Origin of the sequence: Paenibacillus sp. FSL R5-0490 (genome assembly GCF_001956215.1) — a bacterium.
In the GTDB taxonomy this organism is placed as follows: domain Bacteria; phylum Bacillota; class Bacilli; order Bacillales; family Cytobacillaceae; genus Cytobacillus.
Window position 1 is genome coordinate 100,061 of sequence record NZ_MRTQ01000003.1, and the last position, 24,018, is coordinate 124,078.

Here is a 24,018-nt window from a genome sequence, read left to right on the forward strand (position 1 = left end):
AAACATGGCTTCGAGTGATGGGCGCATTGTCATCAATACAGAAATAAACACAAATAACGTGGAGTCAGGGCTTCAGCAGATTGAAAACCGGGTACAAGATGTAGCTGACAGAATGGGATCCATTGGGGAAACCATGTCCAAGGCCGTAACGGTTCCTCTTACTGCAATGGGAGCTGCTGGGATTGCTGCTGCAACTTCCGTTAGTGATGCACAAGCGAAAATAAGAAATAGTTTGGGACTTACCAAAGGAGAGGCTGAAAGACTAACCAAAACAGCCAAAAACATTTATACAGCGGGATTCGGTGAAAGCCTTGAAGATGTTTCAAACGCCTTGATTCAAACCCGGCAAAATATCAAGGGATTGGATCAAGAAGAACTTGAAACCGTAACAAAATCAGCCATGAACTTGGCCCAAACCTTTGATGCAGATGTAAATGAGGTTACAAGGGCTGGAGGAAACCTTATAAAAGGGTTTGGAATTTCTGCAGAAGAGGCATTTGATCTCATGGCACATGGGGCGCAGAACGGACTGAACTTCTCTAATGAAATGTTTGATAATCTCAGCGAATATGCGCCTTTGTTTGCTGAAATGGGTTTTTCTGCTTCTGAATACTTTCAGCTGTTAGAACAAGGCAGTAAAGCCGGAGTGTATAACCTCGATTACATCAATGATGCAATGAAGGAATTTCAAATCAAAATTAAAGACGGATCCAAATCAACTTCTGATGCTATGGGTCAAATGTCCAAAAGTACAAAGAAGGTATGGAAAGATTTCTTAGCAGGTAAGGGTACGGTTAAAGATGTTCACAATGCGGTCATAGCGGAATTAAAAGGAATGGATGATCAGGTTAAAGCTAATGAAATCGGTGTTGGTCTATACGGGACCAAGTGGGAAGATCTTGAAGCTGATGCCATGTATGCCCTTGGAAATATTGATGGAGGGGTCAAAGGAGTCAAAGGTTCCATGGATGAAATGAACCGGGTAACTGAAGAATCCTTTGGAACCAAGTGGAAGCAATTCACAAGGGAAGCTTTGATTGCCCTGGAGCCTTTAGGGAAAGTTCTTTTAGACTTTGCCATGGCAGTTCTCCCGTATGTCTCCCAAGCAATCCAATTTGTTTCTGATGCCTTTGCAAAAATGGATCCTGTTATGCAGGCAATAACTGTTGGAATTGGACTAATAGCGGCTGCAATAGGGCCGTTTCTAACCGTATTAGGGGCAATGATTGGTCCACTAACAACAGCGTGGCAATGGTTATCTAAAGTAAAGGCGATATTCCCATTAATCAGAACTGCAATGCTTGCACTCACAGGCCCTGTTGGTATCATTTCGGGAATTGTTGTAGCTTTAGCACTCTTAATCTATGAAAATTGGGATTCCATAAGCAAATGGACGACTGAAAAATGGGGCCAGGTAAAAAACTTCCTTTCTAACATGTGGAGTTTAACCAAGATTTTATTTGAGCAATCCCTAAAGTTCATATCTGATTTCATAGATAAAACTTGGAAAGCTGCCAAAACAGTAACAGAAAATACATGGAATGGTATAAAAACATTTTTCTCCAATACTTGGCAGGGCATGAAAAACACTGCAAGCAATGCAGCTGAGAATATACGAAGCTATGTTTCTGGAAAATGGCAATCCCTGAAGGAAAAAACCAATGAAATTTACAATTTCATAAAAACTAAAGTGCAAAATTCATTCAACGAAGCGAAAAATGCTGTCCAAAACACAGCTGAAGTCATTCGCAGAACTGCCGTTGATAAGTTTGTTGCTTTAAGGCAAGGGATTCAAGAAAAGCTTTATGAAGTCAAACAGAAGATCATTGACATATGGAATCAAGCGCAAAAATGGCTTCAAGGTGTCAATCTTGAATCGGTAGGGCGAAACATCATAAGCGGGCTTATTCGTGGATTGTGGGGCAAATTCGGGGATCTTATGGACACTGCCAGAAGCATTGCGAAAAGTATTGCAAGCAAGATCCAGAGCGCTTTAGATATTCATAGCCCTTCAAGGGTAGCAATTGAATTGGGTTCATTCTTTACGGAAGGTTTAGAAGATGGACTTTTAGCAAGGGCTAAACAACTGATGAAAGCAGCTACCCAAGTAGGGGAAACTGTTGCAATCGGCACAAGGAAACCTTTGCAAGATGCCAGGTTAGACATTTCCAAGCAGAAAGTTCATTCTGCACAAACTGCTTCAAGTGCTGCAGCAGGAGTGGTCAATAAAACCATTCAGCTAATTATGCCTAATGTCCGAACTGAAAATGATGCAAGGTGCATTTCTCAAAAACTGGCAAGCTTAGAAAGCAGGTCTTTACGTGTAGGGGGTGTTAGCCCATGAGTTGGGGATTTTCCTTTAATGGGATTCATTCAACATCAAAAGGGATAAGAATCTCGAATATACAAGGTCGTGATACACTCCCGGAGATTGAAAGCCGAACGGCACAAGCGCCATCAAAAAATGGGGTTCATTACTTTGGTTTTCGGTTTATGGAGCGGAGAATAACGGTTGAAATTAACCTTTTCGGTGCTTCTCTTTTTAATTTCAGAACAAAAATAAGGGATTTGGCTTCGTGGCTGAATCCCAAAAATGGACCACAAGAACTGATTTTTGATGATGAAACTGATAAGAAATATTATGCGGTTGTAATCGAAAATACAGATTTTGAAGGGATCTTTGCAAAGCGGGTGGCAGAAATTGAATTCCTTTGCCCGGATCCATTTGCTTATTCCATAACAGAAAGTTCTGCAACGATTTCAAACGATTCTGCAACAATAAATAATACAGGAACGGCAGAAGCATTTCCTATAATCACTGTCGATTTTTCAGCTTCAGCTACTGAATTAAAGATTGAAAAGAATTCTAATGAATTTCTACGGATTGTGCGTAATTTTGTGGCTGGCGATGAAGTTGTGATTGATTGTCAAGTTGGCACAATTACTTATAACGGCAAAACAAACTTAATTACTGCACTTGATATTAATTCAGATTTTTTCTCTTTGGATCCAGGAGATACAACATTAACTGTTACGCCTGCTGGGGTTAGTACAGTAAGCCTTGTTTATGTAAGAAGGTGGCTATAAATGAACAAACTTTTTATATTGGATGGACAATCTGAAGGGCTTCTTGCTGTGTTACAAAATGACAACAGCAAGAAATGCCCTTTTTTTGATGCCATTCACACAGAGCAATTAAATAAAGATCATACTTTTGAGTTTTCAGTTCCCGCAGATCATGAAGCGGCTGCACACGTGAAAGAAAACAATCTTGTCACATTCAAAGACGAAGATGGAGATTTTCAGTTATTCCAGATTTACAAAATCGAAGAAGAACACAACGGAATTGAAATTGTCACAAAAGCTTATGCTGAACATGCTTTCTTTGAAATGAATGATGATATTATCGAGGACTTGCGAACCGTTGACGGAACAGCAGACAGCGCTATGACTGATGCCCTATCAAAAAGCCGGTTCAAAAAAGGAACTGTTGCGGATCTCGGCCTAAGAACAACAAATTTTTACTATGAATCTGCCATTTCTTCAATTCAGAAGATCATCAGTACATGGGGCGGGGAACTAAAGAAACGCATAAACTTTGACGGTTCAGCCATTATAGGGCGTTTTGTGGATCTTCTTGCAAGGCGGGGAGCTGATACCGGGAAGCGGTTTGAATTCACAAAAGATCTGGTTTCCATTAAAAGAACTGTTGATACTTCTAACCTGAAAACGGCCTTATATGGGCGTGGGAATGGCGAACAGACAGAAACGGGAGGATATACAAGGCGTTTAACTTTTGCAGATGTTGTTTGGAACGGTTCCGGACTTGATCCTGTTGATAAACCTTTAGGCCAACAATGGGTTGGGGATCCGGTGGCCCTTGAACAATTTGGGCGAATAGATCCAGACACAGGAAAGAAAATTCACAGATTCGGAGTCTTTGAGGATGGGGAAGAAACAGATCCTGAAGCTTTATTGGACAAAACATGGAATGCCCTGCAAAGCACAAACACACCAAGAATCACTTATGAAATGAATGTTTTAGACTTGGAGCAAATCACAGGACTTTCACATGAAAAAGTTCGCTTGGGTGATACTGTTTTTGCCATTGATAAAGAATTTACACCTGAATTGAGAGTTGAAGCCAGAGTAATCGAAATCAAAAGGGATTTAGTAAATCCTGAAAACACAGAAATAATTCTTGGGAATTTCCTTCCCTTGTTTACTGATCTTGCATCAAGGCTGAAAAATATTGAAAGCAAGGTTGATGGAAGAACCGGGGTCTGGGATAATCCCGGAGAAATTGGCCCTATTGATGATACCGATTTTGCTGATATTACACCCCAAAAACCAAATGTAACTGCTTCAGGAGCCTTTTCAAAGGTCATTATTGAATGGGATGCAGATTTAAGTAGCTATGTGAAAGAGTATGAAGTTTACGTTTCAACAGTTCCTAACTTTACACCTGACATATCAAATCTAGTAGCCAGGGCGACGACAAGCGTATTTGTTTATGAAGGTGAGCCAAATCAGCAATATTACATTAGGGTTAGAGGGATGAACAGGACGGGAACTGCCGGGCCGTTTTCTGATCAAAAAACAGCCACAACAGCAAGAATTGTTGCAGGAGATATAACTCCCCAAGTGATAACAAATGATCTCATTGCGTTAAATGCCAATATTGACGGGGCGAAAATGGCTGATGCTTCAATAGGCAGGGCCAAGATCGGAAGTGTTAATGCTGACGTTATCGACACAGGGGTTTTAAACGCTGCAAGAATTGACGTTAGGGCACAGCTTGGGGCCAACATTTCAACAGCTGAAGAATTACTTTATGGATATATGGGTCATGGTTTCCTTGATATTGGGGACGGTGAAAATTGGTATCAATGGCTGCCGTATAAAAGTTATATATATCTTATGGAAGATACAACAGCTGACAAATACAACAGGCCAGCGCCTGAAGAAGGGGATGAAATAGCTTTTGATTTCCTTCTTTATGCGAAAAACACTTCAGGGGCAGCGCCAACATTAACTGCCACAATAACGGTTTATTTTGAAGGCGGGGGAAGTTGGACGGATCCATTTCAGATACACACATTTCAGCCTGTTCCCGCCAATACCCCTACAAGGGTACAGTTTTCAAGGAAGGTTCCTGAAGGTGCTTATTCAGGTAAAAAACCAAGCCATTTTGAAATGTCTTTCTATACAACGACTTCAGGAACGGAACTTTATGTAAGAGATACAGACGTAAGAATCAGGCTGAGAGGGAACTTAATCGTTCAAGGTGATATTGAAGTTAAGAACCTTAAAGCTTGGGAAGGTTTAAACGTCAATGATCAATTCATTGTTGATGAAAACGGAAATGTTAAATTTGCAGGAACACTTGAAGCGGGCGTTTCCATCAATTCACCTACCATTAACGCAGGGGAATTCTTTGGAGGAAGGATATACATGTATGGGGAACAAGCCATTTATTATACAGTGGATGATCCCGACAACCAAACCGAAAGAACAATTATTTCTAACGGTTCGATAAGCCAAGATAAATATGAAACTGCAGGAGATTACACTCGTGTTAGGTCTACTTTTCTTAGATCAGGGAGACTGGATTATTCAAATGGTGTAAACATCAGAGAAAGATTAAGAGAAGATTACATTACCTATAGTGTTAAAGGAAGTCTTTTGCCTTATGAATACAAGTATGAATTTGGCGATATGATCATAGATAATGGCTTGATTGCTGCTGATATTGTGGGAGTTAAAGATTCACTTGATGGAACTTCAACTGGTTGGCCTTTGTACCTTCATGTAGACAGGCTGGGAATCGGAAAATCTAAAGTGAATGAAACAGATCCTGAATATACAGGATTGCTTCTTGATATAAGAAAAGATAGGAATCTCGGCAATAGAACTTTGCTTTCAACTCCTGATGGAATCACATTCAAAAGCATAAACAGCGGAGAATTCGTTTTCAAGGATAAAGTTTGGATTGATGCTGATGCAGATTTACTTCAACTTTATGGATCTACCCATTGTTATATAGAGTTTTTCAAAACAGGTGGTGCAAGAAGCGGATGGTTTGGATATGGAAGCCTGAACAATGACAATCTCAACATTTCCAACTCAATCGGAAGGGTTTTAATAAACACATCTGATGGCGGTGTAGCTGAGTTCATGGGCCTTAGTGGGCATGATGGATTAAGAATGGCGAACAGGGCCATTATAAAATGGCTTTCTTCTTCTGACACCATACAAATAAGAAATTCTTCGGATGGGGCATATGGAACTTTACAGGCTATTATATCCAATGCTTCCGACAGACGACTAAAGAGGAATATCCTCCCCTATGAAGAATCGGCGTTGGAAAAAGTGCTTGCAACTCCAATATACACTTACAACATGGTTAATTATGATGATTCTAAAATTTTCATGGGGATGATTGCCGATGAAGCGCCTGAAAACATTGTCATTAAAGGGGACACGGCAGAAATGCCTGATGGTATTGATATATATCAAATGTCTTCTATGATATGGAAGGCTGTTCAGGAAATGGACGAAAAACTATCAAATGCTCTTGCTGAATTTGAAGAACTAAAAATGAAGCTTGAAAGGAACGGTATTCAATGAGCGAAGAAAAACAAACAATTTCTATAGACTCTTATTTTCAGAGTGAACTTGGAAAACTAAAATACGAAAATATTATCTTGAAGGCACAACATGATAATTTGGTTTCTCAAAATAAAGGATTGCAGCAGAAAGTCCAGGAACTTGAAAACAAACTAATTGAATCAAAGGAAGCAAATGGTACAAAAGAACCTAAGATTTAAGGGTTTTTTTTATTACCTTCAAAGGAGGTATTGTAAGTGACAAATGAGGCGGAAACAATGGATTTATGGAAGACATCTGTAAATAAAGACATTGAAGAAATGAAAGGTGATATTCGCCGGCTACAGGATAAAACACTCTTACAAGACCAAATAATCCAGAACATCCAAGGTGACCTAAAGGAAATTAAAGAAGATACTAAATGGCTAAAAAGAACAATTACAAATGCCATTATTATGTCCGTTTTCACTGCTATAATTGGCGGCGGTATTGCAATTATCTTTACAGTGTTTAAAGGTTAGTGAAATAAATTACTTTGTAAAAGAACTATTAATGCAAAGTGGAGATAGTTGCCGTTACTTGATGCAGAAGGTTTTCATTTACTACCTTATAGAGTGCTCAATGTGGAAAAGAATATAAATTTTAGCCACTTAAGTCCATGTAGCTGGACAAGCACAAGATATCCTTATAAGGAGGGTGGTTATCTTGAAGGAGCCGGTTAATGAAAATATATACGACAAAGAAATTGCAGAAATAAAAGGTGATCTTAGAAATATTGAGAATCGAGTGAATAACCTTGAAAAAATTACAACTAGACAGGATCAACAAATTTTTTCAATAAATGAAAAGCTAAATAAAATTGACGAAAATACAACCTGGATTAAAAGAACTATTACAGGAGCCATTATTACTGCGACTTGCACCGGTATTATCGGGGGAGCAATCGCTATTATCTATAATGTTTTAAGAGGGGGGCAATAAATTGATAAATTGGAAAGTACGCTTTAAAAATCCAATATTCCTAGCACAACTATTTTTAGCATTTTTTGCACCTATACTTGGTTATTATGGATTAACCGCACAGGACCTCACTACGTGGGGTTCTGTTTTTAATTTGCTAGTAGGAGCATTTTCTAATCCGTATATTTTGCTGCTAATAATGGTGAGTGTGTGGAATGCCTTAAATGATCCTACAACAAGGGGAATAGAGGATAGCCAACAAGCTAAACGCTATCAATGGCCAAAATAAGCTGCCCTTTGGGGTGGCTTTTTTTATTCATTGAAAGGGGTGTTAATCATGTGAGAAGGAAGGACAGCAGTGTAAGCAGTTAAATTTAAATGGGAATAAAAATAATATTAGAGGTGATTAAATATGGTAAAAGTATTTATTGATCCAGGACACGGCGGAACAGACCCAGGTGCAGTTGGAAACGGACTACAGGAAAAGAATTTAACACTTCAAATTGCTACACGAGTTAAAGACATTTTGACTCTTGAATATGATAATGTTTCAATCCGCATGAGTCGGACTGGAGATCAAACTGTTTCCTTGTCAGAGCGCACAAATGCTGCCAATGCATGGGGAGCTGATTTATTATTGTCAGTTCATATTAACGCAGGCGGCGGCACAGGATATGAAGATTATGTATACCCAGGAGTAGGGGTACCAACTACAACTTTTCAAAACAATATCCATTCAGAGGTATTGAAGCTAGTTGATTTTAATGATCGTGGCAAAAAGCAGGCAAACTTCCATGTGCTCCGTGAAACACGGATGCCGGCATTGCTAACTGAAAATGGTTTTATTGATAATGCCAATGATGCAGCAAAGCTAAAATCAAGCAGCTTTATTGAGAATTTGGCACGTGGCCATGTTAACGGTATTGTGAAAAGCTTCAACCTTCCACGGAAAAGTTCAGCTGTTTATCATACTGTTGTGTCTGGTGATACTGTTTATTCACTGAGCAGAACTTACGGAAGCACTGTACAGCAAATTAAGGATTGGAACAACCTTGATGAAAATTATACGATTTATGTAGGGCAAGTGCTTCGTGTAAAATAAATTGAATTAGCCCTTCTCATACAAGAGGGGCTTAAGTAATTCTATTAAGCTAATACGACGTAAAAATGAAAAATGAGCGCTAATTCTTATTCAAGAATAGCGCCCTTTTCCGTTGATTTCAGTAGAATTGGTTCAAAATACATACCTGTCACCTCATTATATGGTAAAACAAAATTCACTTAATCTAATTAGGAGCTAACAGGATATAGCATAGAATAAGCAAAATGTTAAAAACGTTACATATAAATATTTTACTATATTTTACTTTTTTTGAAAAATATAGTATTATTAAAATTGTCAGAATAATACCAAGAAAGGTAGTGAAGTAAATGAAAAAGTTTGTATCCTTATTTATGACCCTTTTGCTTGTTCTCAGTTCCTTTGGGACAATGGCCTCTGCTGCAAGTCAATCGTTCAAAGAGAAAGAAAAAATGGTAGAAGAAAGCTTTAATTATTCAATTAAGTCTGCTAAAGGTGATGAAAAGGAAAAGCTTAAAACTGACTTAGCAAAATTCAAAAAACTATCAAAAGAAGATAAAAAGAAGTTTATTAGTTACATGTTTGATCCAGAGGTAACAAGCACCATTGCAGAATCAATATCTGAAGTTGAACCAGGCGAAACAAAGGCACTAAAAAATGGTGACATTGTATTATCGGCTACATATGAAGAGTCTGACGTTGAGGCACCAGCCTTAGAAGAAGGGAACATTCAACCCTTAGCCACTACCTATTATAAAAAAGCTTGGTACAAAAGGGGGGTAAGCTTTTTAGGACTTACAGTCCTTGAAGTATACGCTCAAGTAAATTATACTCATAATGGAAGTAAGGTTCTATCTACATATGGATGTGATGCCTATACTTCCCGCAATCTAAACCCGACTGTAGATTATGAGTGGGGAAGATGTATCAGAAATCATAGTAGCTCCCAAGCTTGGGCAACTGCCTCGGTAAAATGGAGTGCAATTTATAGTGGATTAGGAATTGTTTATGCAAACCATGAGGTTAGAGTGTGGGGTAACTACAAAAACCAATCGGGAGGAAGTGTAACTAAACTATGAGTAGTGAAGGGGCAAACAGAATGTTTAAATCTAAGAGACTAAGAAATATTATAGTTGGAATCTTAATCGCCCTACTAATAGCAGTTATACTAGGAGCATTAACAGTTAACTCTTTATAGATATAAATAAAGTTGTTCCATGGCCAGCAGCTAATTACTGCTGGTTTTTTAATTAAGCTTATAAGTCACACTCTTTAATTCATTTTGATCTAATAATAATAATGAAAGTGTCATATCAAGGAACAATAACTAGAAGTGTCCAAGCAATTAGTACAAGTACGAAACTTCCTTGATTAAGTAAAACAACTATGTTTAATTTCCCTTTTTGCATTTTTTTCTTCATATTTGTTCAGCAATTCTGCTTTGTTTATTTAAAAATCATCATCTTAATTTAAGCATAAATGACAAACCAAGATGTTCCACTGGCCCGTTTGCTGAACAAGAATTTCTACATCTCGTACAGGATCTTTGATTATACTTTTCAAAGCCATAAAAGGACTACTTCTTAATTAATAGTTCAAAAATAAATTATAAAGCCCTTCTCAATTGAGAGGGGCTTTATAATTTATAAATGGTCCGATGGAGCGTTTTTATTTTCAATAAACCACCCGGCACCTATTTTGGTGATTTTACATCCGGGATACTGCTTTTCTAATCTTTTTCTTTCCTTCTTTTCCTTGATCTCCTTTTCAACCTCTGCGCGTTTTACATTTTCCATGGTTTCTTCCATTGATGCACCTGCTTTAACAAATCCTAACCTTGGCACGTAAACAGCTGAAAATTTGTCGCCAACCTTCATTTATACACTCCCTTTCACCTAAATATCAGGCAAATAGGCTGAAAGTCCTTGTGACTAATTTGTGAAAAATTTCAAATAATATCAATGTTTTAACCCAAGTTTCAATGTTGCGTATAAATTCTTCCCAGAAACAAAAACTAAAAGAAATGAGTAAAGGGTAGGTCACAAATGAAAAGCAAAAATGACTTCCTAGATTATCAGGAAATAAGAACCGTGCTTAATGACTCGCCAGATTTGATGTGTAGAAAAATGGAATTGGGAAGGCAAACTATTCAAATCGTTTTTATGAAGAATTTAATTAATCAGGAAGTCCTAAATGAATATGTTATTAAATACATGCAAACAATTCCAGAAAAACACTTAAATTACACTTATTTGGTTAATAACATACCAATTGAGGAAATAAAAACTGAAATCGAAAAGAATGAGTTCATCTCATCTCTTTTAAAAGGATTTTCTTATATTTATTTCTTAAATGAGAAAAAAGGTTTTATGGTAAATTGCAATAATACTCTTGAAAGATCAATTGAGAAGGCAGAAACAGAATCATTAGTATATGGACCTAAGATATCCTTTACAGAGTCATTATCATCAAATATCAAGATTATCAGGCAAAACCTTAATGATTATAATTTGTGTACTGATAGCTTAACAATTGGGGAACGTGTTAAGAAGGAAGTAAGAATCGTATATATAAAAGATATAGCAAATGATGAAACACTAAATAACCTTAAAGAAAGATTAGAAAAAATAAAACCAGATAATATTAATGACAGTTCAGTTTTAGCGCAATGCCTAGAAGACGATCACTATACATTTTTTCCGCAGCTTCTATTAACAGAATTACCCGATCGATTTATTTACTCGATTTTGAACGGAAGAATTGGTGTATTTATGGATGGCAGTCCAGTAGCTATTATTGGGCCAGCTAACTTTTTTTCGTTCTTTGAATCAACAGAAGATATCTATTTAAGATGGTCGCTAAGTACATTTATACGATTTACTCGAATTTTTGCTATGATAGTATCTTTATTTTTAACTGCATTCTATGTAGCTACAATGACCTATCATTTTGAACTGATACCTTCTAAATTGTTGATTATAATAGGAGAATCGCGCTCACAAGTTCCTTTTCCACCTTTATTAGAAGCTCTTTTACTTGAATTATTAATTGAATTACTTAGAGAAGCTGGTGCACGACTCCCTTCTAAAGTAGGTCAAACAATGGGGATTGTTGGAGGAATTGTTGTAGGCCAAGCTACAGTTGAGGCAGGATTAACAAGTAATATTTTAATTATTATAGTTGCCTTCAGTGCACTAGGGGCTTTTCTGGCTCCTATTTATGAAATGGGTACTGCGATTCGGATAGCAAGATTTCCATGTATTATTTTGGCTGGTTTATGGGGTTTGAATGGGATTATGATTAGTGTTTGTATACTAATGGTTCATTTGTTAAAGCTTACGTCTTTAAATAAGCCCTATCTTGCGCCATTATATCCGTTCAGAAAGGAGGATTTAAAATACTTTCTATTTCGGCTCCCCCACCATTTTTATACCAAACGCCCTGTAGTCAATCGCCCAAAAGATACAATTCGAATAAGGGAGAGGTAATAAAAAGTTCAAATTCACATGAAATTTGAGGTGGAAAATGAAGTCAAATACCATTGTCAATGCCTTTATGGCCTTTTTTATTATACACACATCTCAATTTGGTATGGGTATCCTTGGAGCTCCAAGAATCGTGTACTTAGAATCTAAGAAAGATGCCTGGATTTCGGTTTTACTGTCTGGTATAGCAATTAGCTTTATAACTTGGATAATGATATCCATACTTAAACAGAATGAAAATCGTACGCTATTTGAAATACATGAAAATTTATTTGGACGTATGTTTGGCAGCATCATTAATGTCGTAATTGTCGTTTACTTTATGGCAGTTCATTATTCAATCACCATAAGTTATGTTGAACTATCACTTACGTGGGGTTATGAAGGTCTCTATGAATGGGTCGGTGTCCTGTCATTAGTTTTGATAACAATTTATGGTGTGTCTGGCGGATTCAGAGTTGTTGCTGGTATTTGTTTTTTATCTTTTATTATTGTCATATGGATGTTATTCGTATTGTATCAACCTCTTCAAAGTTTAAATCTCGATAGAATATTACCCATTTTATCGACTAGGCCGACTGAAATTATGAATGGAGTCTACAAAAGTAGCTATACAATGTTGGGCTTCGAGGCGTTACTTTTTCTTTTTCCATTTTTCAAGGAGAAAAAAAAGGTCCACTTATACAGTCAACTGGCAATATGGTTTACAACATTTCTTGTTTTAATCATTACCATTTTCTCTATATTGTTTTTTAGCTCAAAAGAATTAGAGTTAAATATCTGGCCATTTGTCAGCATTATCAGTACTATGCGTTTTCCGTTTATTGAGCGCTTTGAATTTATAGTAGTTTCAATATGGATAATCGTAATTTTTCCTAACTTGTGTATATCGTTATTTTTATCTTCCAATGGTGTTAAACAGATTTTTCGCATAAAGCAGAAATATGGAATATGGATAATTTCAATTATCATTTTTATCTGCAGTTTTTTTATCACCAAAAGAGTTGATAATGATTATTTTATAGATAAAGTTGCTCAAATTGGATTTTATTTATGGTTTGTATACCCTGTAGTTTTATATGGCATCATTACCATTAAATCAAAAATCGTTGGTCGTTCATAAGGGGAGTTGAAATAATGAAATTAAGATTCTTTATTTTGGTTTGTACCCTTATCTGTACTTCATGTGTCCCTCCAAGCAAAATAATCGAGATGCAGGGTATTTCAACTATTCTTGGTTTCGACTTACTGGATGATGAGACTTACAAAGGCACAATAAGTCTTTTGCAATTTGACGGTTCACAGGGAAAGACAAGTACTACCATTTCTGCTGAGGGTTCTACCAGTAAAGAAATTCGACAAAGGCTGGAGCAGCAAACAAGCCATGACATTTCCTCTGGACAATTAAGAACCATCTTATTTGATAAAAAAATGGCTGAGGAAGGGATATTTTCATTTCTTGATACGATGCTAAGAGACACCAGCATAAATCCCCTCATATTCTTAGCGATCACAGAAAAATCGGAGGAAACGATAAATAGTAAAGAATATGAAGAGTTTCCTGAAATGGGTTCCTATATGTATCAGTTACTGGACAAACATGAGAAAAAAGAAATGTTAATAAACTCTAACTTGCATGACTTTGTTTCCGCATTATATGAGAGTGGCATTGATCCTACGCTGCCTATTATAAAAAATATTAAAGGTGAAGCACCTTTTATAGAAGCAGTAGCATTATTCAGGGATGATAAAATGGTTGGTTCTATTTCTTTAATCAAAACCTTCTACATAAAATTATTCACTAACAAAAATGCTTTCTTAGGGGATTTAACCTTAACGATACCTTCTGATAAATTAGAGAAAACTGGAGTACTTATCTCTGAGAATGCAGAAAATGAAAAGTATAAAATTACCTTACACCCTATCAATTATCGCGGGAAAATTGAGGTAGTTAATAATGAAATAGTAAACTTAAACGCGTCTATTTCAGTTTCAATATTAGAAACTCAGCCATCTACTTCCATAATTGATAAAGAATCAACAAGAAAATTAGAGCGCTTGATTGGTGAAGAACTTAATAATGAATTCGAGAAAATTCTTGAGGAATTAAAAATCTTAGAAACAGATCCCATAGGAATTGGAAGAAAAATAAAAAGTTTAAGGAAATATTCTCATTTAAGCAATGGAGAATTAAGTGAGAAGTATTCTGCAGTAAAGATAAAGCCAAATATAACTGTAGAAATTAAGCGGCCAGGAGCAGTTAATTAGGAAAAAAATTCGTTCCGACCCCAAACCGACCCCAAACTTGGAATTCAATGGTTTATGACTAATCAAATTGAATAAAATAAAAAACGCCAAACCCTTGATATACATGGGTTTCGCGCTTTTCTTTTGTAGCATCCCAATCGAGATTCGAACAAACGACTACAGCTCAGGAGGCAGACTATGATCTATCATTAATTTAATTTTACCATGAGTACATATTTATTAGGCAACTGTTATTATGTATTATTCAGGACTGGCAAGAGAGGTCTAAATTATGGGGTTGTTGACGAATTGTTGACGAACACGGTCAACAACGGTCTTTTTTAGACCTAAAGGAACAAACTTCATACCTTCTAAATCCTTAATATGCAAGGGATATTCAATAATAACTTTATTGCTTCCGTGACTGTTTGCTACTTTGACAGGGTAGAGGTCGCTGGTTCGAACCCAGTCGGAATCATACTTAAAGTGCTTGGCTGTAACTGCCCAGGCACTTTTTTGTGCATCTGGATAGGGTCTTTTTGAGCTGGAATTTCCTCCGATGTTTTAACGAAACAGTGATAGGGAATCGTTAAAATATAAAAATTCACAAAATAATTTTTATTGAAAATCTATGCTATAATTTTATTGTGAAATTACAAGAGTTAGGGGATATTTCTATGTTGAAAGATCTGTTTATAGGCCTTTCCCAAAACGAATTTCTGAATAGTGCCGCAAAGAAATATGGATTGAAACTAGGCGCGCAGAATGTAGTTGCTGGGACAAATCTAGATGAAGCAATTCAGAGCATAAAAGAGCTTAATGCTCATGGCATCTCTTGTACTGTCGATAACCTCGGGGAATTTGTTTATAAAAAAGAAGAGGCGGCAGAAGCGAAAAAACAAATTATAGAAGTGATAGAGGCCATTCATGAAAATCAGGTGGATGCACATATCTCTTTAAAGCCTTCTCAATTAGGTCTTGATATTGACTACTCTTTCTGCCTTGAAAATGTCAGGGAGATAGTAGAGAGAGCAAGCCGTTATGGTATTTTTGTGAATATGGATATGGAAGACTCCAAGCGTTTGCAGCCTTCCTTTGACATTTTGGATGAATTATCCAAAGAATACAATAACTTCGGTACAGTTATTCAGGCATATTTCCTGGATGCAGAAGAAGATCTGAAGAAATATCAGAACTTCCGGCTGCGGATTGTAAAAGGAGCTTACAAAGAGCCTGAAGAAATTGCTTATCAGGACAAAAATGACATTGACGCTAACTTTATAAAATTAATAGAATGGCATTTGCTGAATGGCAAATTCACGTCAATTGCAACACATGACCATAATGTAATTAATCATGTAAAAGATTTTGTAAGGGCTAACAATATTCCTAAAGATAAATTTGAATTCCAAATGCTCTATGGCTTCCGCAAGGATATGCAGCTGAAGCTTGCTGGTGAAGGCTATAATTTCTGCACATATGTTCCTTTTGGACATGACTGGTATGGCTACTTCATGAGACGCCTGGCAGAACGGCCGCAGAACTTAAACCTTGTGGCCAAGCAGGTATTTACCAAGAAAACAAATACTGTCATTGGTGTTGCAGCAGGAGCTTTCTTATTAGGCAGATTGACAAAGAAACGGAAAAAATAATAATGCAGGAGCCTCCCTATAAATTTTAGTGGGAGGCTTTTTATCTTTTTATAAAGGAATTCTTGGCTATGGATGCGAATTTATTTTGAGTAATGATTTGGAAAGAGAGGAAAGATGACATGGATTTACAACTGAAACCTGTTACAGAGAAAAATTTTTTTGAGGTTATTAATTTGAAATCTGAAGAAGAGCAGGAAAAGAAGTTTCAAATTTTCGAAAGGTTTGTCGGTTCCAATGCTTTTTTCATTGCTCTGGCTTCAGTCAATGGCTGGACATGTAAAGCTATATACGATAGCGAATCATTAATTGGCTTTGCGACTCATGGTCTGGATAAAGAGCATGGCCGATATGAACTTGTCAGTCTGATGCTTGGACATCAATTTCAGGGGAAGGGCTATGGCATACCGGCAATTGAACTTGTAATTGAGGAAATGAAAGAGAAATATGGGTGCCATGAAATCTACCTATCTGTCATCAGGGAGAACGAGCCGGCTATTCGTGTATATGAGAAAGTTGGTTTTGAACCGACAGGTGAGGTTTTTCAGGCCTTTCATCCGGAACCTATCTATAAGTTAAAAGTGTAAAAAGCCCCTGACTGAATTGTCAGGGACTTTTGCTTATATTTCAATTTCCACACCATAATGATCTGAAATGATGGGTTTGTTTGTGCCATTAAAAATAACTCGGGAATATTTTGGATGGATCGGATACGATGATAAAATCAAGTCGATGCGCATCTCATGTTTATTTTCGTCCCAGCCGGCAATTTTGCCTTTAACCGTCACTCCTGAGTCCTGCTTGTCTGCTAATTCAAAAGTGTCATAAAGCCCTTTGTCAATGAGAAAGTCATAACCTTCATTGCGGACATACGCCGAGCTGTTGAAATCACCCATAAAAATGGCGGGTTCATCTTTAGATGCATGTGCAAGAAGAGATTCAGCCTGAAATTTAAAGGATTCTTCTTCATCATCCCACCAGCCAAGGTGACAAGAATAAAAGGTAATTGGTCTGTTTTTGTAAACTAATTTAACGCCAATAATTTTTCGTGTCTTCCAGTGTGCCTGGTCTTTATTTTGGGTAATAAAGAAGGAAAAATCCTCCTTTATTTCATGCTTTGTCAATATGGCAAGACCCTCTTCATATATATCATAGCCAATATGTGAGAAATCCCATTTAAAAACGTAATCTTCCACACCTATTTTTCTCAATTCTTCAATTAACAGCAGTGCATAGTTATCTTTTTTGATATGGCCATCTATTAAAGGGGCTTTGATATGCTGGCTGACTTCCTGCAGAGCGATGACATCATAGCGGTTCTCCTTAATAGCCTCAGCAAGAATTTTAATTTTTTCCAGCTGCTGTTCCTCCTGCCATGAGTGACAGTTTAGAGTTAATAATTTCATTGTTAAGCTCCCAAAAGGTCTTGGATATCAGATTTAAGGACATCTGCTTTTGGTCCATAAATTGCTTGAACGCCTTTGTCCTTAACGATAAGACCTAAAGCTCCATTCTTCTTCCATTCCTGTTCACCAGCAACTGATGCAGTGTCCTTTACTGTGACACGCAAGCGGGTCATACAGGCATCAACGTCTTCAATATTTTCTTTTCCGCCTAATAATTCGATTAACACAGGAGCTAGTGAATTTTTCTTGACTGAAATATCTGAAGATGAAGCAGTATTTTCTTCTTCAATATAGTTTCCATTGCGTCCTGGTGTAGGGAAGTTAAATTTTCTGATCATAAAATTGGCAACCCAAAAGTTTAGTCCGAAGAATACCAGGCAGGCAATTACAAAGTTTACAAGATCCAGCCATAAACCAGCTTTTATAATCATTGGTGTTCTTGTAATCAATTCAATGATCCCAAAAGAATGAACACGGATATTAATAATATCAACGACTGCAAATGCCAGACCTGTCATAACTGCATACACGATATAAAGAAGTGGAGCAGCAAACATGAACATAAATTCAATCGGTTCTGTTACTCCAGTTAAGAATACTGCCAAACCAGCGGAGAAGAACATCGATTTGTATTTCTTCTTTTTCTCAGGATCTACATTGCGGTACATTGCAAGCGCAATTCCCAATAAGGCAGCAGCGGACAGAATCATTTGGCCTACTTTAAAGCGGGCAGGGGTAACGTCATTCAGCAATTGTTTATAGCTTTCTGTATCTCCTGCAGCCAAAAAGTTATTCAGGTCGGCAATCCATGCAAGCCATAGGGGATCTTGTCCAGCGACCGTTGAACCTGCGTTAGAGCCTGTCAGGATTTTGTAAGTTCCGCCGAGCTCTGTATAATTAATTGGGACTGTCAGCATATGATGCAATCCAAATGGAAGAAGCAATCTTTCCAGTGCGCCAAAAACAAATGGAGCGATAACTGGTGCTGTATTCCGTGATGTAGCAATCCATTGTCCGAAATCATTTAATAATCCTTGAATGAATGGCCAAACAATTGATAAGACCAAGGCTGCTGCAACAGAGCCGCCGATTACAGTGAAGGGTACAAATCGCTTTCCATTGAAAAAGGAAAGTGAATTTGGCAATTTATCATAGTTATAATACTTGTTAAATAAATTTGCGCCAAGAAAACCTGAAATAATCCCGACGAATACTCCCATATTTAATGCGGGTGCGCCTAAAACAGAAGTGAAATAGTCCGGGACAATGAGATCTTGTCCAAACAGGGATTTTACCGTGGCCTCGGAACTACCTAACATGTCGGACTTTACACCAAATATGGAGCCTGTAATTCTATTAATCAGAATGAAAGCAATAAGAGCTGCAAACGCTCCGCCTGCACGTTCCTTAGCCCAGGAACCGCCAATTGCAACTGCAAATAAGATATGAAGATTTGTAATAATGGCCCAGCCGATATCCTCCAGAATTCGTGCAATCGATTGCACAAATGCTATGTCAGTACCTGTCATGCCTACAAGCTTGCCAAGTGAAATCATAATACCTGCAGCTGGCATTACAGCCACTACTACAAGTAATGCCTTTCCAAACTTTTGCCAGAAATCAAAAGAAAATAATTTTTTCATCGTTCCCTCTCCCTTATTGTATGGGCTTTCATTAAATGGACTAAAAAAGCATTTCCGTAATTTCACGAAAAAAATTTCGATGCATACATGAATCTATTCTATGAAAATACTATTTAGCTTTATTATTATCTTAAAATAACACGGGCAGAAAAATGATGCAACCGTTTGCGTAAAAAATTGTTGGAGACGTTTAAGAATATCGAAGGGTTACTATTGATAAATATTTTTTAAGTCATCCATCTAGAATTGAAATGTGGTTTTATGCATAAAAATAAATTTTTATTTTTAAAAATACATTTTTCTCTTGCTAAAGAAGTATTTCATCCTTTAGAATTTACTAAAAGAAGGATTACCTTCACATAAAAGAGTGGATTTCTAAACGAAATATAAATAAAAATAATTTTGAATAGTGTAAAATCTTCTTGTTTGAGAAGCATTTCATGCTTTATAATTTGCGTAAGAAGTTTTTCCTTCACTATTCATGAGGAGCCGGCATGGATAAGAAAACAATGAACCAGATGATTAAAGAAAGCTATTCATCCCTCTCGCCAGGACAGAGGAAAGCAGCTGAATTTATTATGGAGCATGCTAATGAGGCGGTGTTGTTAACCGCATTTCAAGTTGGCAGAAATGCAGGAGTCAGTGAGACAACGGTCATTCGGCTTGCGTATGCACTGGGGTTCAGCGGTTATTCCCAAATGCAGGAACAAATCAGAAAAGACTGGCTAGCCGGGAAACAGCAGGCTGCAGAAGAAAATGACTCTTACATAATAAATGCAGCGAAAGAGAACCTGTTTAAGAGAGTCATTGATCAAGAGAGGAAAATACTTCGGCAATTGCTTGATCAGGTTGATGAAAGAGAGCTTTGGAAAGCAATTGATGCCTTAATTCAGGCAGACAGGGTTTATATTGGGGGTTTTGGCAGCTCATTTGCGGCCGCATACTGGTTCTATTACACTCTTAAACAAATGAGGATAAATGTTTATATCTCAGGCCCTCACGGTTTTCTTCCTGAGGATTTGTGTGATTTGACAGAACAGTCAGCAGTTGTCATTTTTTCTTTCCCTCGCTATCGAAAGGAAACCATAAAGCTGGCCTCATTCGCTGAGAGGAAGGGCTCCAGGATGGTAGCCATTACAGACCGGCAGCTTTCGCCGATCGGGCAGATGGCTGCAGTCACACTTACTACTGATGAACTAATGGATACCGGACATCATTCAATTGCATCGGTTATTAGTTTACTGGAAGTGCTGATCGCGGGTATCGATGAACAGGATCGTGAAAGGATTGCCAAGAGACAGCAGGAACTGGAAATCTTATACGCTGATCAGGAGTTATTTGTTGAATAAAGCTGAACAGCAGGGGTGTTAAAAACAGAGTAATAAAAGGGGGCATACGAATGAGCAGTCTTTCAAAGAAATTCATTCAGCAGGAGGAAAGGGAAGCCTACACAACCGGGGACTATTTAAAATTTTTAATTCCTTCTCTGATCGGGGTTTTACTATTTATGGTGCCGATTCAAGGAGAAGATGGGATTACGATCCCGGTTGCATATTTAGCAAATCAAATTAACGGGCTGCTGGGTGCTTCCATACCTGCGATTACTGTTACTATAATGGCTCTATCAGTTATTGGTTCACTGATAGCAGCAGTTTTTAAACCGGGCTTTATCTTAAACAGCCCTTATTTGAACAAATTGCTAAATGTAAGTAAATTTTGGGTAGCAGCCCGTTTGCTTGGAACAGTTTTTGCTATTATTACTTTATTTGAGATTGGTCTGGAACCAGTATATTCAGAGAACACTGGCGCACTCTTAATCTATGATCTAATTCCGATCCTGTTTACTACCTTTCTTCTGGCAGGTTTATTGCTGCCGCTTTTATTAAATTTTGGCCTGCTCGAATTTTTTGGTGCATTATTGATTAAAGTGATGAGGCCTGTTTTTAAGCTGCCGGGACGTTCTTCGCTTGATTGTCTGGCATCATGGGTAGGTGATGGGACAATTGGAGTCCTGTTGACGACAAAACAATATGAAGAAGGATATTATACAAAGCGGGAGGCGGCAGTTGTAGCAACTACCTTCTCGGTTGTTTCCATAACGTTTACGATTGTCATTATTCAATATTTAAATTTAGAGCAATATTTCATACATTACTATTTAACAATTATCCTTGCTGGTCTGGTGGCAGCTGTAGTAATGCCGCGGATTCCGCCATTGTCCAGAAAAGCCGATACTGCTTATGAAGGAACAGTGATGAAAGAGGAAACTTCTATTCCTTCACATACTACACCTGTTAAATGGGGATTAAATAATGCTATTAAGAAAGCGCGTACAAATAATAGTGCTGGCGCTGTTGTAAAAGAAGGTTTGGAGAATGTTTTAGACATGTGGATGGGAGTTCTGCCGATTGTTATGGCAATTGGAACGGTTGCCCTGGTGATTGCTGAATTCACCCCGGCTTTTACGATTCTTGGCAAGCCGTTTGAGCCAATCCTGGCTCTAATGCAAATTCCGGAAGCGGCAGAAGCGGCCCAGACAATGGTGGTTGGATTTGCAGACATGTTCCTTCCGGCAGTCATCGGCAGCGGCATTGAAAGTGAAATGACGAGATTTGTCATTGCCTGTGTCTCTGTAACACAGCTCGTTTACATGTCTGAAATGGGCGGCCTGCTTTTAGGGTCAAATCTCCCTGTCAGCATAAAGGATTTAATTCTTATATTCCTTCTCCGTACTATTATTACGCTGCCGATTGTAGCTGCTGTAGCTCATATTATATTTTAGGGGCTTTATCGCAATTTTAGGGAAAGGGGAAGGTTATGAAGCAAGAAGCATTAACATCACTGGCCATTAAAAACCTTCACACAGTTAAGGATCTCGAAGCAGTATACGAACTTGAAGCAAGAATATGGAGTGTGGAAGAAGCTGTGCCGGTTAATCATACAGTTGCAACGGTTAAAAATGGAGGGTTTGTGTTAGGTGCGTTCCTGGGAGAGGAACTGGTCGGTTTTCAATACAGCTTTCCCGGCTTTGACGGCACAAAGGTATACCTGTGCTCCCACAGCCTGGGGATTCACCCGGAGTACCGGGCGCTGGGGATTGGAGAAAAGCTGAAAAATGCGCAAAAACAGACTGCACTTAAGAAAGGCTATGATCTCATTTCCTGGACATACGACCCTCTTGAAACTGTAAATGCCAATCTCAATCTTCATAAGCTCGGGGCTGTATGCACTCAATATATAGAAAATGCTTATGGTGAAATGTCAGACCATATGAATGCAGGCATACCATCTGATCGATTTTTAGTGGAGTGGCGAATTCAGGATGATTTTCCTGAACGCCGATGGTCTGCTGAAGTTCTGCCAAGGGCAATAGAAACAGGGGCCGCTGATGGTTTGGCAGTCCCTGAAAAAGTAAATTTAGACTATGAAAATAAAAAAATTCTTATACCTGTCCCAGGTAATTTTCAGGACATAAAAAAGCAGGATTTTGAATTGGCTCTGAAATGGAGAAAGAGCACGAAAGAAGCATTTGCTCATTATCTCAGCACAGGCTGGATTGTAACAGATCTTATAAAGCACGAGGCTGCGGAAAACCAATACTTATATCTCTTGGAAAAGGGATAATGCCGGGAGAATGGGAAAATGGAAATTAAAAGCATCATTTTAAGGCACGTGAAAATGGAGCTGCTGAATCCGTTTACTACAAGTGTCGGAACAGAAGTGGATAAGGACTTTATTCTGGTTGAAGTAAAATCAAAAAGCGGGCAGTCCGGCTGGGCGGAGTCGGTTTCCATTATGGAGCCAATCTACAATGAAGAAACAGTTAAAACAAATTGGCATATTATGAGTGATCATTTAATACCGGTCCTTTTTGCATCAGAGATTCGTCACCCTGATGATGTTTCAGAGGCTTTCAGGCCAATCAGGGGAAATTTTAATGCCAAAGCAGCGCTGGAGGGGGCTGTCTGGGACCTTTATGCAAGGGAGAGAGGGGTCTCGCTCTCAAAAGCTCTGGGCGGAGAAAAGGAAAAAATAGAAGTGGGCGTCAGTGTAGGTATTCAGGAATCAGAAATAAAGATGCTTAAGCAAATTGAAGGATATGTAAATGAAGGCTACCAGCGGATCAAAGTGAAAATTAAGCCTGGCTGGGATGTGCAGATCTTAAAAGCCATCCGTGCCGAGTTTCCTGATATTAAGCTTATGGCTGATGCTAATTGCGCCTATACACTTAATGATATTGGTCACCTTCAAAGGATGGAAGAGTTTAATCTGATGATGATTGAGCAGCCTTTGGATCATGATGATATTATTGACCATGCCAAGCTTCAAAGCCATTTGAAAACACCAATTTGCCTGGATGAAAGTATACATACCTTTGAGGATGCCAGAAAGGCGATCGAGCTTGGAAGCTGCCGAATCATAAACTTAAAAATTGGCCGGGTTGGCGGGCTTACAGAGTCAAGAAAAATTCACGACCTTTGCAGAGATCATAATATTCCGATGTGGTGCGGAGGAATGCTTGAAGCTGGAATAGGACGTGCACATAATATAGCCATAACTTCCCTATCCAATTTTACACTTCCGGGTGATACAGCCCCGTCTTCCCATTACTGGAAAGAAGATATCATCGATCCTGAAGTCACTATGGAAGATGGGTTTATATTCGTGCCTCAGGAGCCGGGGATAGGCTATGAGCCTAATCGCTCTAAAATAGAAGATTTAACACTTTACAGCCGGAGTTTTACAAAATAATAAAGTGAAACTTCAATCAGTGGGGGTCTTACTGCCCGTTAGACTGCGATTAAAGACCATACAGCGCCAGAGGGAACTCTGGCGTTTTACTGTATGAATTGCAGCTCGCTCCCTATATTTTTATATTGTGATACATATCACCGAAAGTTTGTCGGGGTTCTGATAAACTGATTGCAAAATTTAGAA

21 protein-coding genes are annotated in these 24,018 nt (G+C 38.1%); 18 read left to right on the forward strand and 3 right to left on the reverse strand.

Annotated features, from left to right (window positions below):
* Positions 1 to 4 precede the first annotated feature (4 nt).
* The 9 genes from BK139_RS03505 to BK139_RS03545 all read left to right on the forward strand — a co-directional run bounded on the left by BK139_RS03505 (position 5) and on the right by BK139_RS03545 (position 9,729).
* A complete protein-coding gene (locus tag BK139_RS03505; protein ID WP_076256804.1) occupies positions 5 to 2,344 on the forward strand; it encodes a phage tail tape measure protein in 2,340 nt (779 codons plus the stop codon).
* Positions 2,341 to 3,087, forward strand: a complete 747-nt coding sequence (locus tag BK139_RS03510; RefSeq protein WP_076256806.1) for a distal tail protein Dit — start codon at positions 2,341 to 2,343, stop codon at positions 3,085 to 3,087. Before BK139_RS03505 ends, BK139_RS03510 begins: the two co-directional genes overlap by 4 nt.
* Positions 3,088 to 6,630: a phage tail spike protein gene (locus BK139_RS03515; protein WP_076256807.1), complete on the forward strand. Its 3,543-nt coding sequence runs from the start codon at positions 3,088 to 3,090 to the stop codon at positions 6,628 to 6,630.
* Positions 6,627 to 6,830 (forward strand): hypothetical protein, encoded by a 204-nt coding sequence (locus BK139_RS03520; RefSeq protein ID WP_076256810.1) that lies wholly within the window; start codon positions 6,627 to 6,629, stop codon positions 6,828 to 6,830. The genes BK139_RS03515 and BK139_RS03520 overlap by 4 nt, the downstream gene beginning before the upstream one ends.
* 36 nt (positions 6,831 to 6,866) lie before the next feature.
* On the forward strand, positions 6,867 to 7,130 hold the full coding sequence (locus BK139_RS03525) for a hemolysin XhlA family protein (RefSeq protein ID WP_284522137.1): 264 nt from the start codon (positions 6,867 to 6,869) through the stop codon (positions 7,128 to 7,130).
* 184 nt (positions 7,131 to 7,314) lie between these two features.
* Entirely contained in the window at positions 7,315 to 7,590 is a 276-nt protein-coding gene (locus BK139_RS03530; protein ID WP_076256812.1) for a hemolysin XhlA family protein, read from the forward strand.
* Between the two features lies 1 nt (position 7,591).
* Complete coding sequence (locus BK139_RS03535; protein WP_076256814.1) at positions 7,592 to 7,858, forward strand: phage holin; 267 nt, start codon at positions 7,592 to 7,594, stop codon at positions 7,856 to 7,858.
* Positions 7,859 to 7,981: 123 nt separating this feature from the next.
* Entirely contained in the window at positions 7,982 to 8,671 is a 690-nt protein-coding gene (locus BK139_RS03540) for an N-acetylmuramoyl-L-alanine amidase family protein (protein ID WP_076256817.1), read from the forward strand.
* Between the two features lie 329 nt (positions 8,672 to 9,000).
* A complete protein-coding gene (locus BK139_RS03545) occupies positions 9,001 to 9,729 on the forward strand; it encodes a hypothetical protein (RefSeq protein ID WP_076256819.1) in 729 nt (242 codons plus the stop codon).
* 564 nt (positions 9,730 to 10,293) lie between these two features.
* Here BK139_RS03545 and BK139_RS03550 read toward each other — a convergent pair.
* Entirely contained in the window at positions 10,294 to 10,527 is a 234-nt protein-coding gene (locus tag BK139_RS03550; protein WP_076256821.1) for a hypothetical protein, read from the reverse strand.
* 168 nt (positions 10,528 to 10,695) lie between these two features.
* On the opposite strand from BK139_RS03550, the gene BK139_RS03555 reads away from it, so the two are divergent.
* From BK139_RS03555 to BK139_RS03575, 5 genes are all read left to right on the forward strand, one after another.
* Positions 10,696 to 12,138, forward strand: a complete 1,443-nt coding sequence (locus tag BK139_RS03555; RefSeq protein WP_076256823.1) for a spore germination protein — start codon at positions 10,696 to 10,698, stop codon at positions 12,136 to 12,138.
* 37 nt (positions 12,139 to 12,175) lie between these two features.
* A complete protein-coding gene (locus BK139_RS03560) occupies positions 12,176 to 13,258 on the forward strand; it encodes a GerAB/ArcD/ProY family transporter (RefSeq protein ID WP_019381565.1) in 1,083 nt (360 codons plus the stop codon).
* 14 nt (positions 13,259 to 13,272) lie between these two features.
* Positions 13,273 to 14,403 (forward strand): Ger(x)C family spore germination protein, encoded by a 1,131-nt coding sequence (locus BK139_RS03565; RefSeq protein WP_076256824.1) that lies wholly within the window; start codon positions 13,273 to 13,275, stop codon positions 14,401 to 14,403.
* Between the two features lie 656 nt (positions 14,404 to 15,059).
* Positions 15,060 to 16,034 carry a proline dehydrogenase family protein gene (locus BK139_RS03570; protein ID WP_076256827.1) on the forward strand — a complete coding sequence of 325 codons (975 nt, stop codon included), beginning with the start codon at positions 15,060 to 15,062 and terminating at the stop codon, positions 16,032 to 16,034.
* A gap of 119 nt (positions 16,035 to 16,153) precedes the next feature.
* On the forward strand, positions 16,154 to 16,618 hold the full coding sequence (locus tag BK139_RS03575; protein WP_076256828.1) for a GNAT family N-acetyltransferase: 465 nt from the start codon (positions 16,154 to 16,156) through the stop codon (positions 16,616 to 16,618).
* Positions 16,619 to 16,651: 33 nt separating this feature from the next.
* Here BK139_RS03575 and BK139_RS03580 read toward each other — a convergent pair whose 3' ends face one another.
* On the reverse strand, positions 16,652 to 17,437 hold the full coding sequence (locus tag BK139_RS03580) for an endonuclease/exonuclease/phosphatase family protein (protein WP_076256830.1): 786 nt from the start codon (positions 17,435 to 17,437) through the stop codon (positions 16,652 to 16,654).
* Positions 17,438 to 17,439: 2 nt separating this feature from the next.
* Positions 17,440 to 19,080, reverse strand: a complete 1,641-nt coding sequence (locus BK139_RS03585; RefSeq protein WP_076256831.1) for a PTS transporter subunit IIBC — start codon at positions 19,078 to 19,080, stop codon at positions 17,440 to 17,442.
* Between the two features lie 494 nt (positions 19,081 to 19,574).
* On the opposite strand from BK139_RS03585, the gene BK139_RS03590 reads away from it, so the two are divergent.
* The 4 genes from BK139_RS03590 to menC are packed head-to-tail and all read left to right on the forward strand — an operon-like array spanning position 19,575 to position 23,832.
* Entirely contained in the window at positions 19,575 to 20,429 is an 855-nt protein-coding gene (locus BK139_RS03590) for a MurR/RpiR family transcriptional regulator (protein WP_076256833.1), read from the forward strand.
* A 50-nt stretch (positions 20,430 to 20,479) separates the two neighbouring features.
* The gene (locus tag BK139_RS03595) at positions 20,480 to 21,862 is read left to right on the forward strand and encodes a YjiH family protein (RefSeq protein ID WP_076256835.1); all 1,383 of its coding nucleotides are present in this window, start codon (positions 20,480 to 20,482) and stop codon (positions 21,860 to 21,862) included.
* A gap of 35 nt (positions 21,863 to 21,897) precedes the next feature.
* Positions 21,898 to 22,704 carry a GNAT family N-acetyltransferase gene (locus tag BK139_RS03600; protein ID WP_076256836.1) on the forward strand — a complete coding sequence of 269 codons (807 nt, stop codon included), beginning with the start codon at positions 21,898 to 21,900 and terminating at the stop codon, positions 22,702 to 22,704.
* Between the two features lie 18 nt (positions 22,705 to 22,722).
* Positions 22,723 to 23,832, forward strand: a complete 1,110-nt coding sequence (gene menC / locus BK139_RS03605; RefSeq protein WP_076256838.1) for an o-succinylbenzoate synthase — start codon at positions 22,723 to 22,725, stop codon at positions 23,830 to 23,832.
* The last annotated feature ends 186 nt before the right edge of the window (positions 23,833 to 24,018 follow it).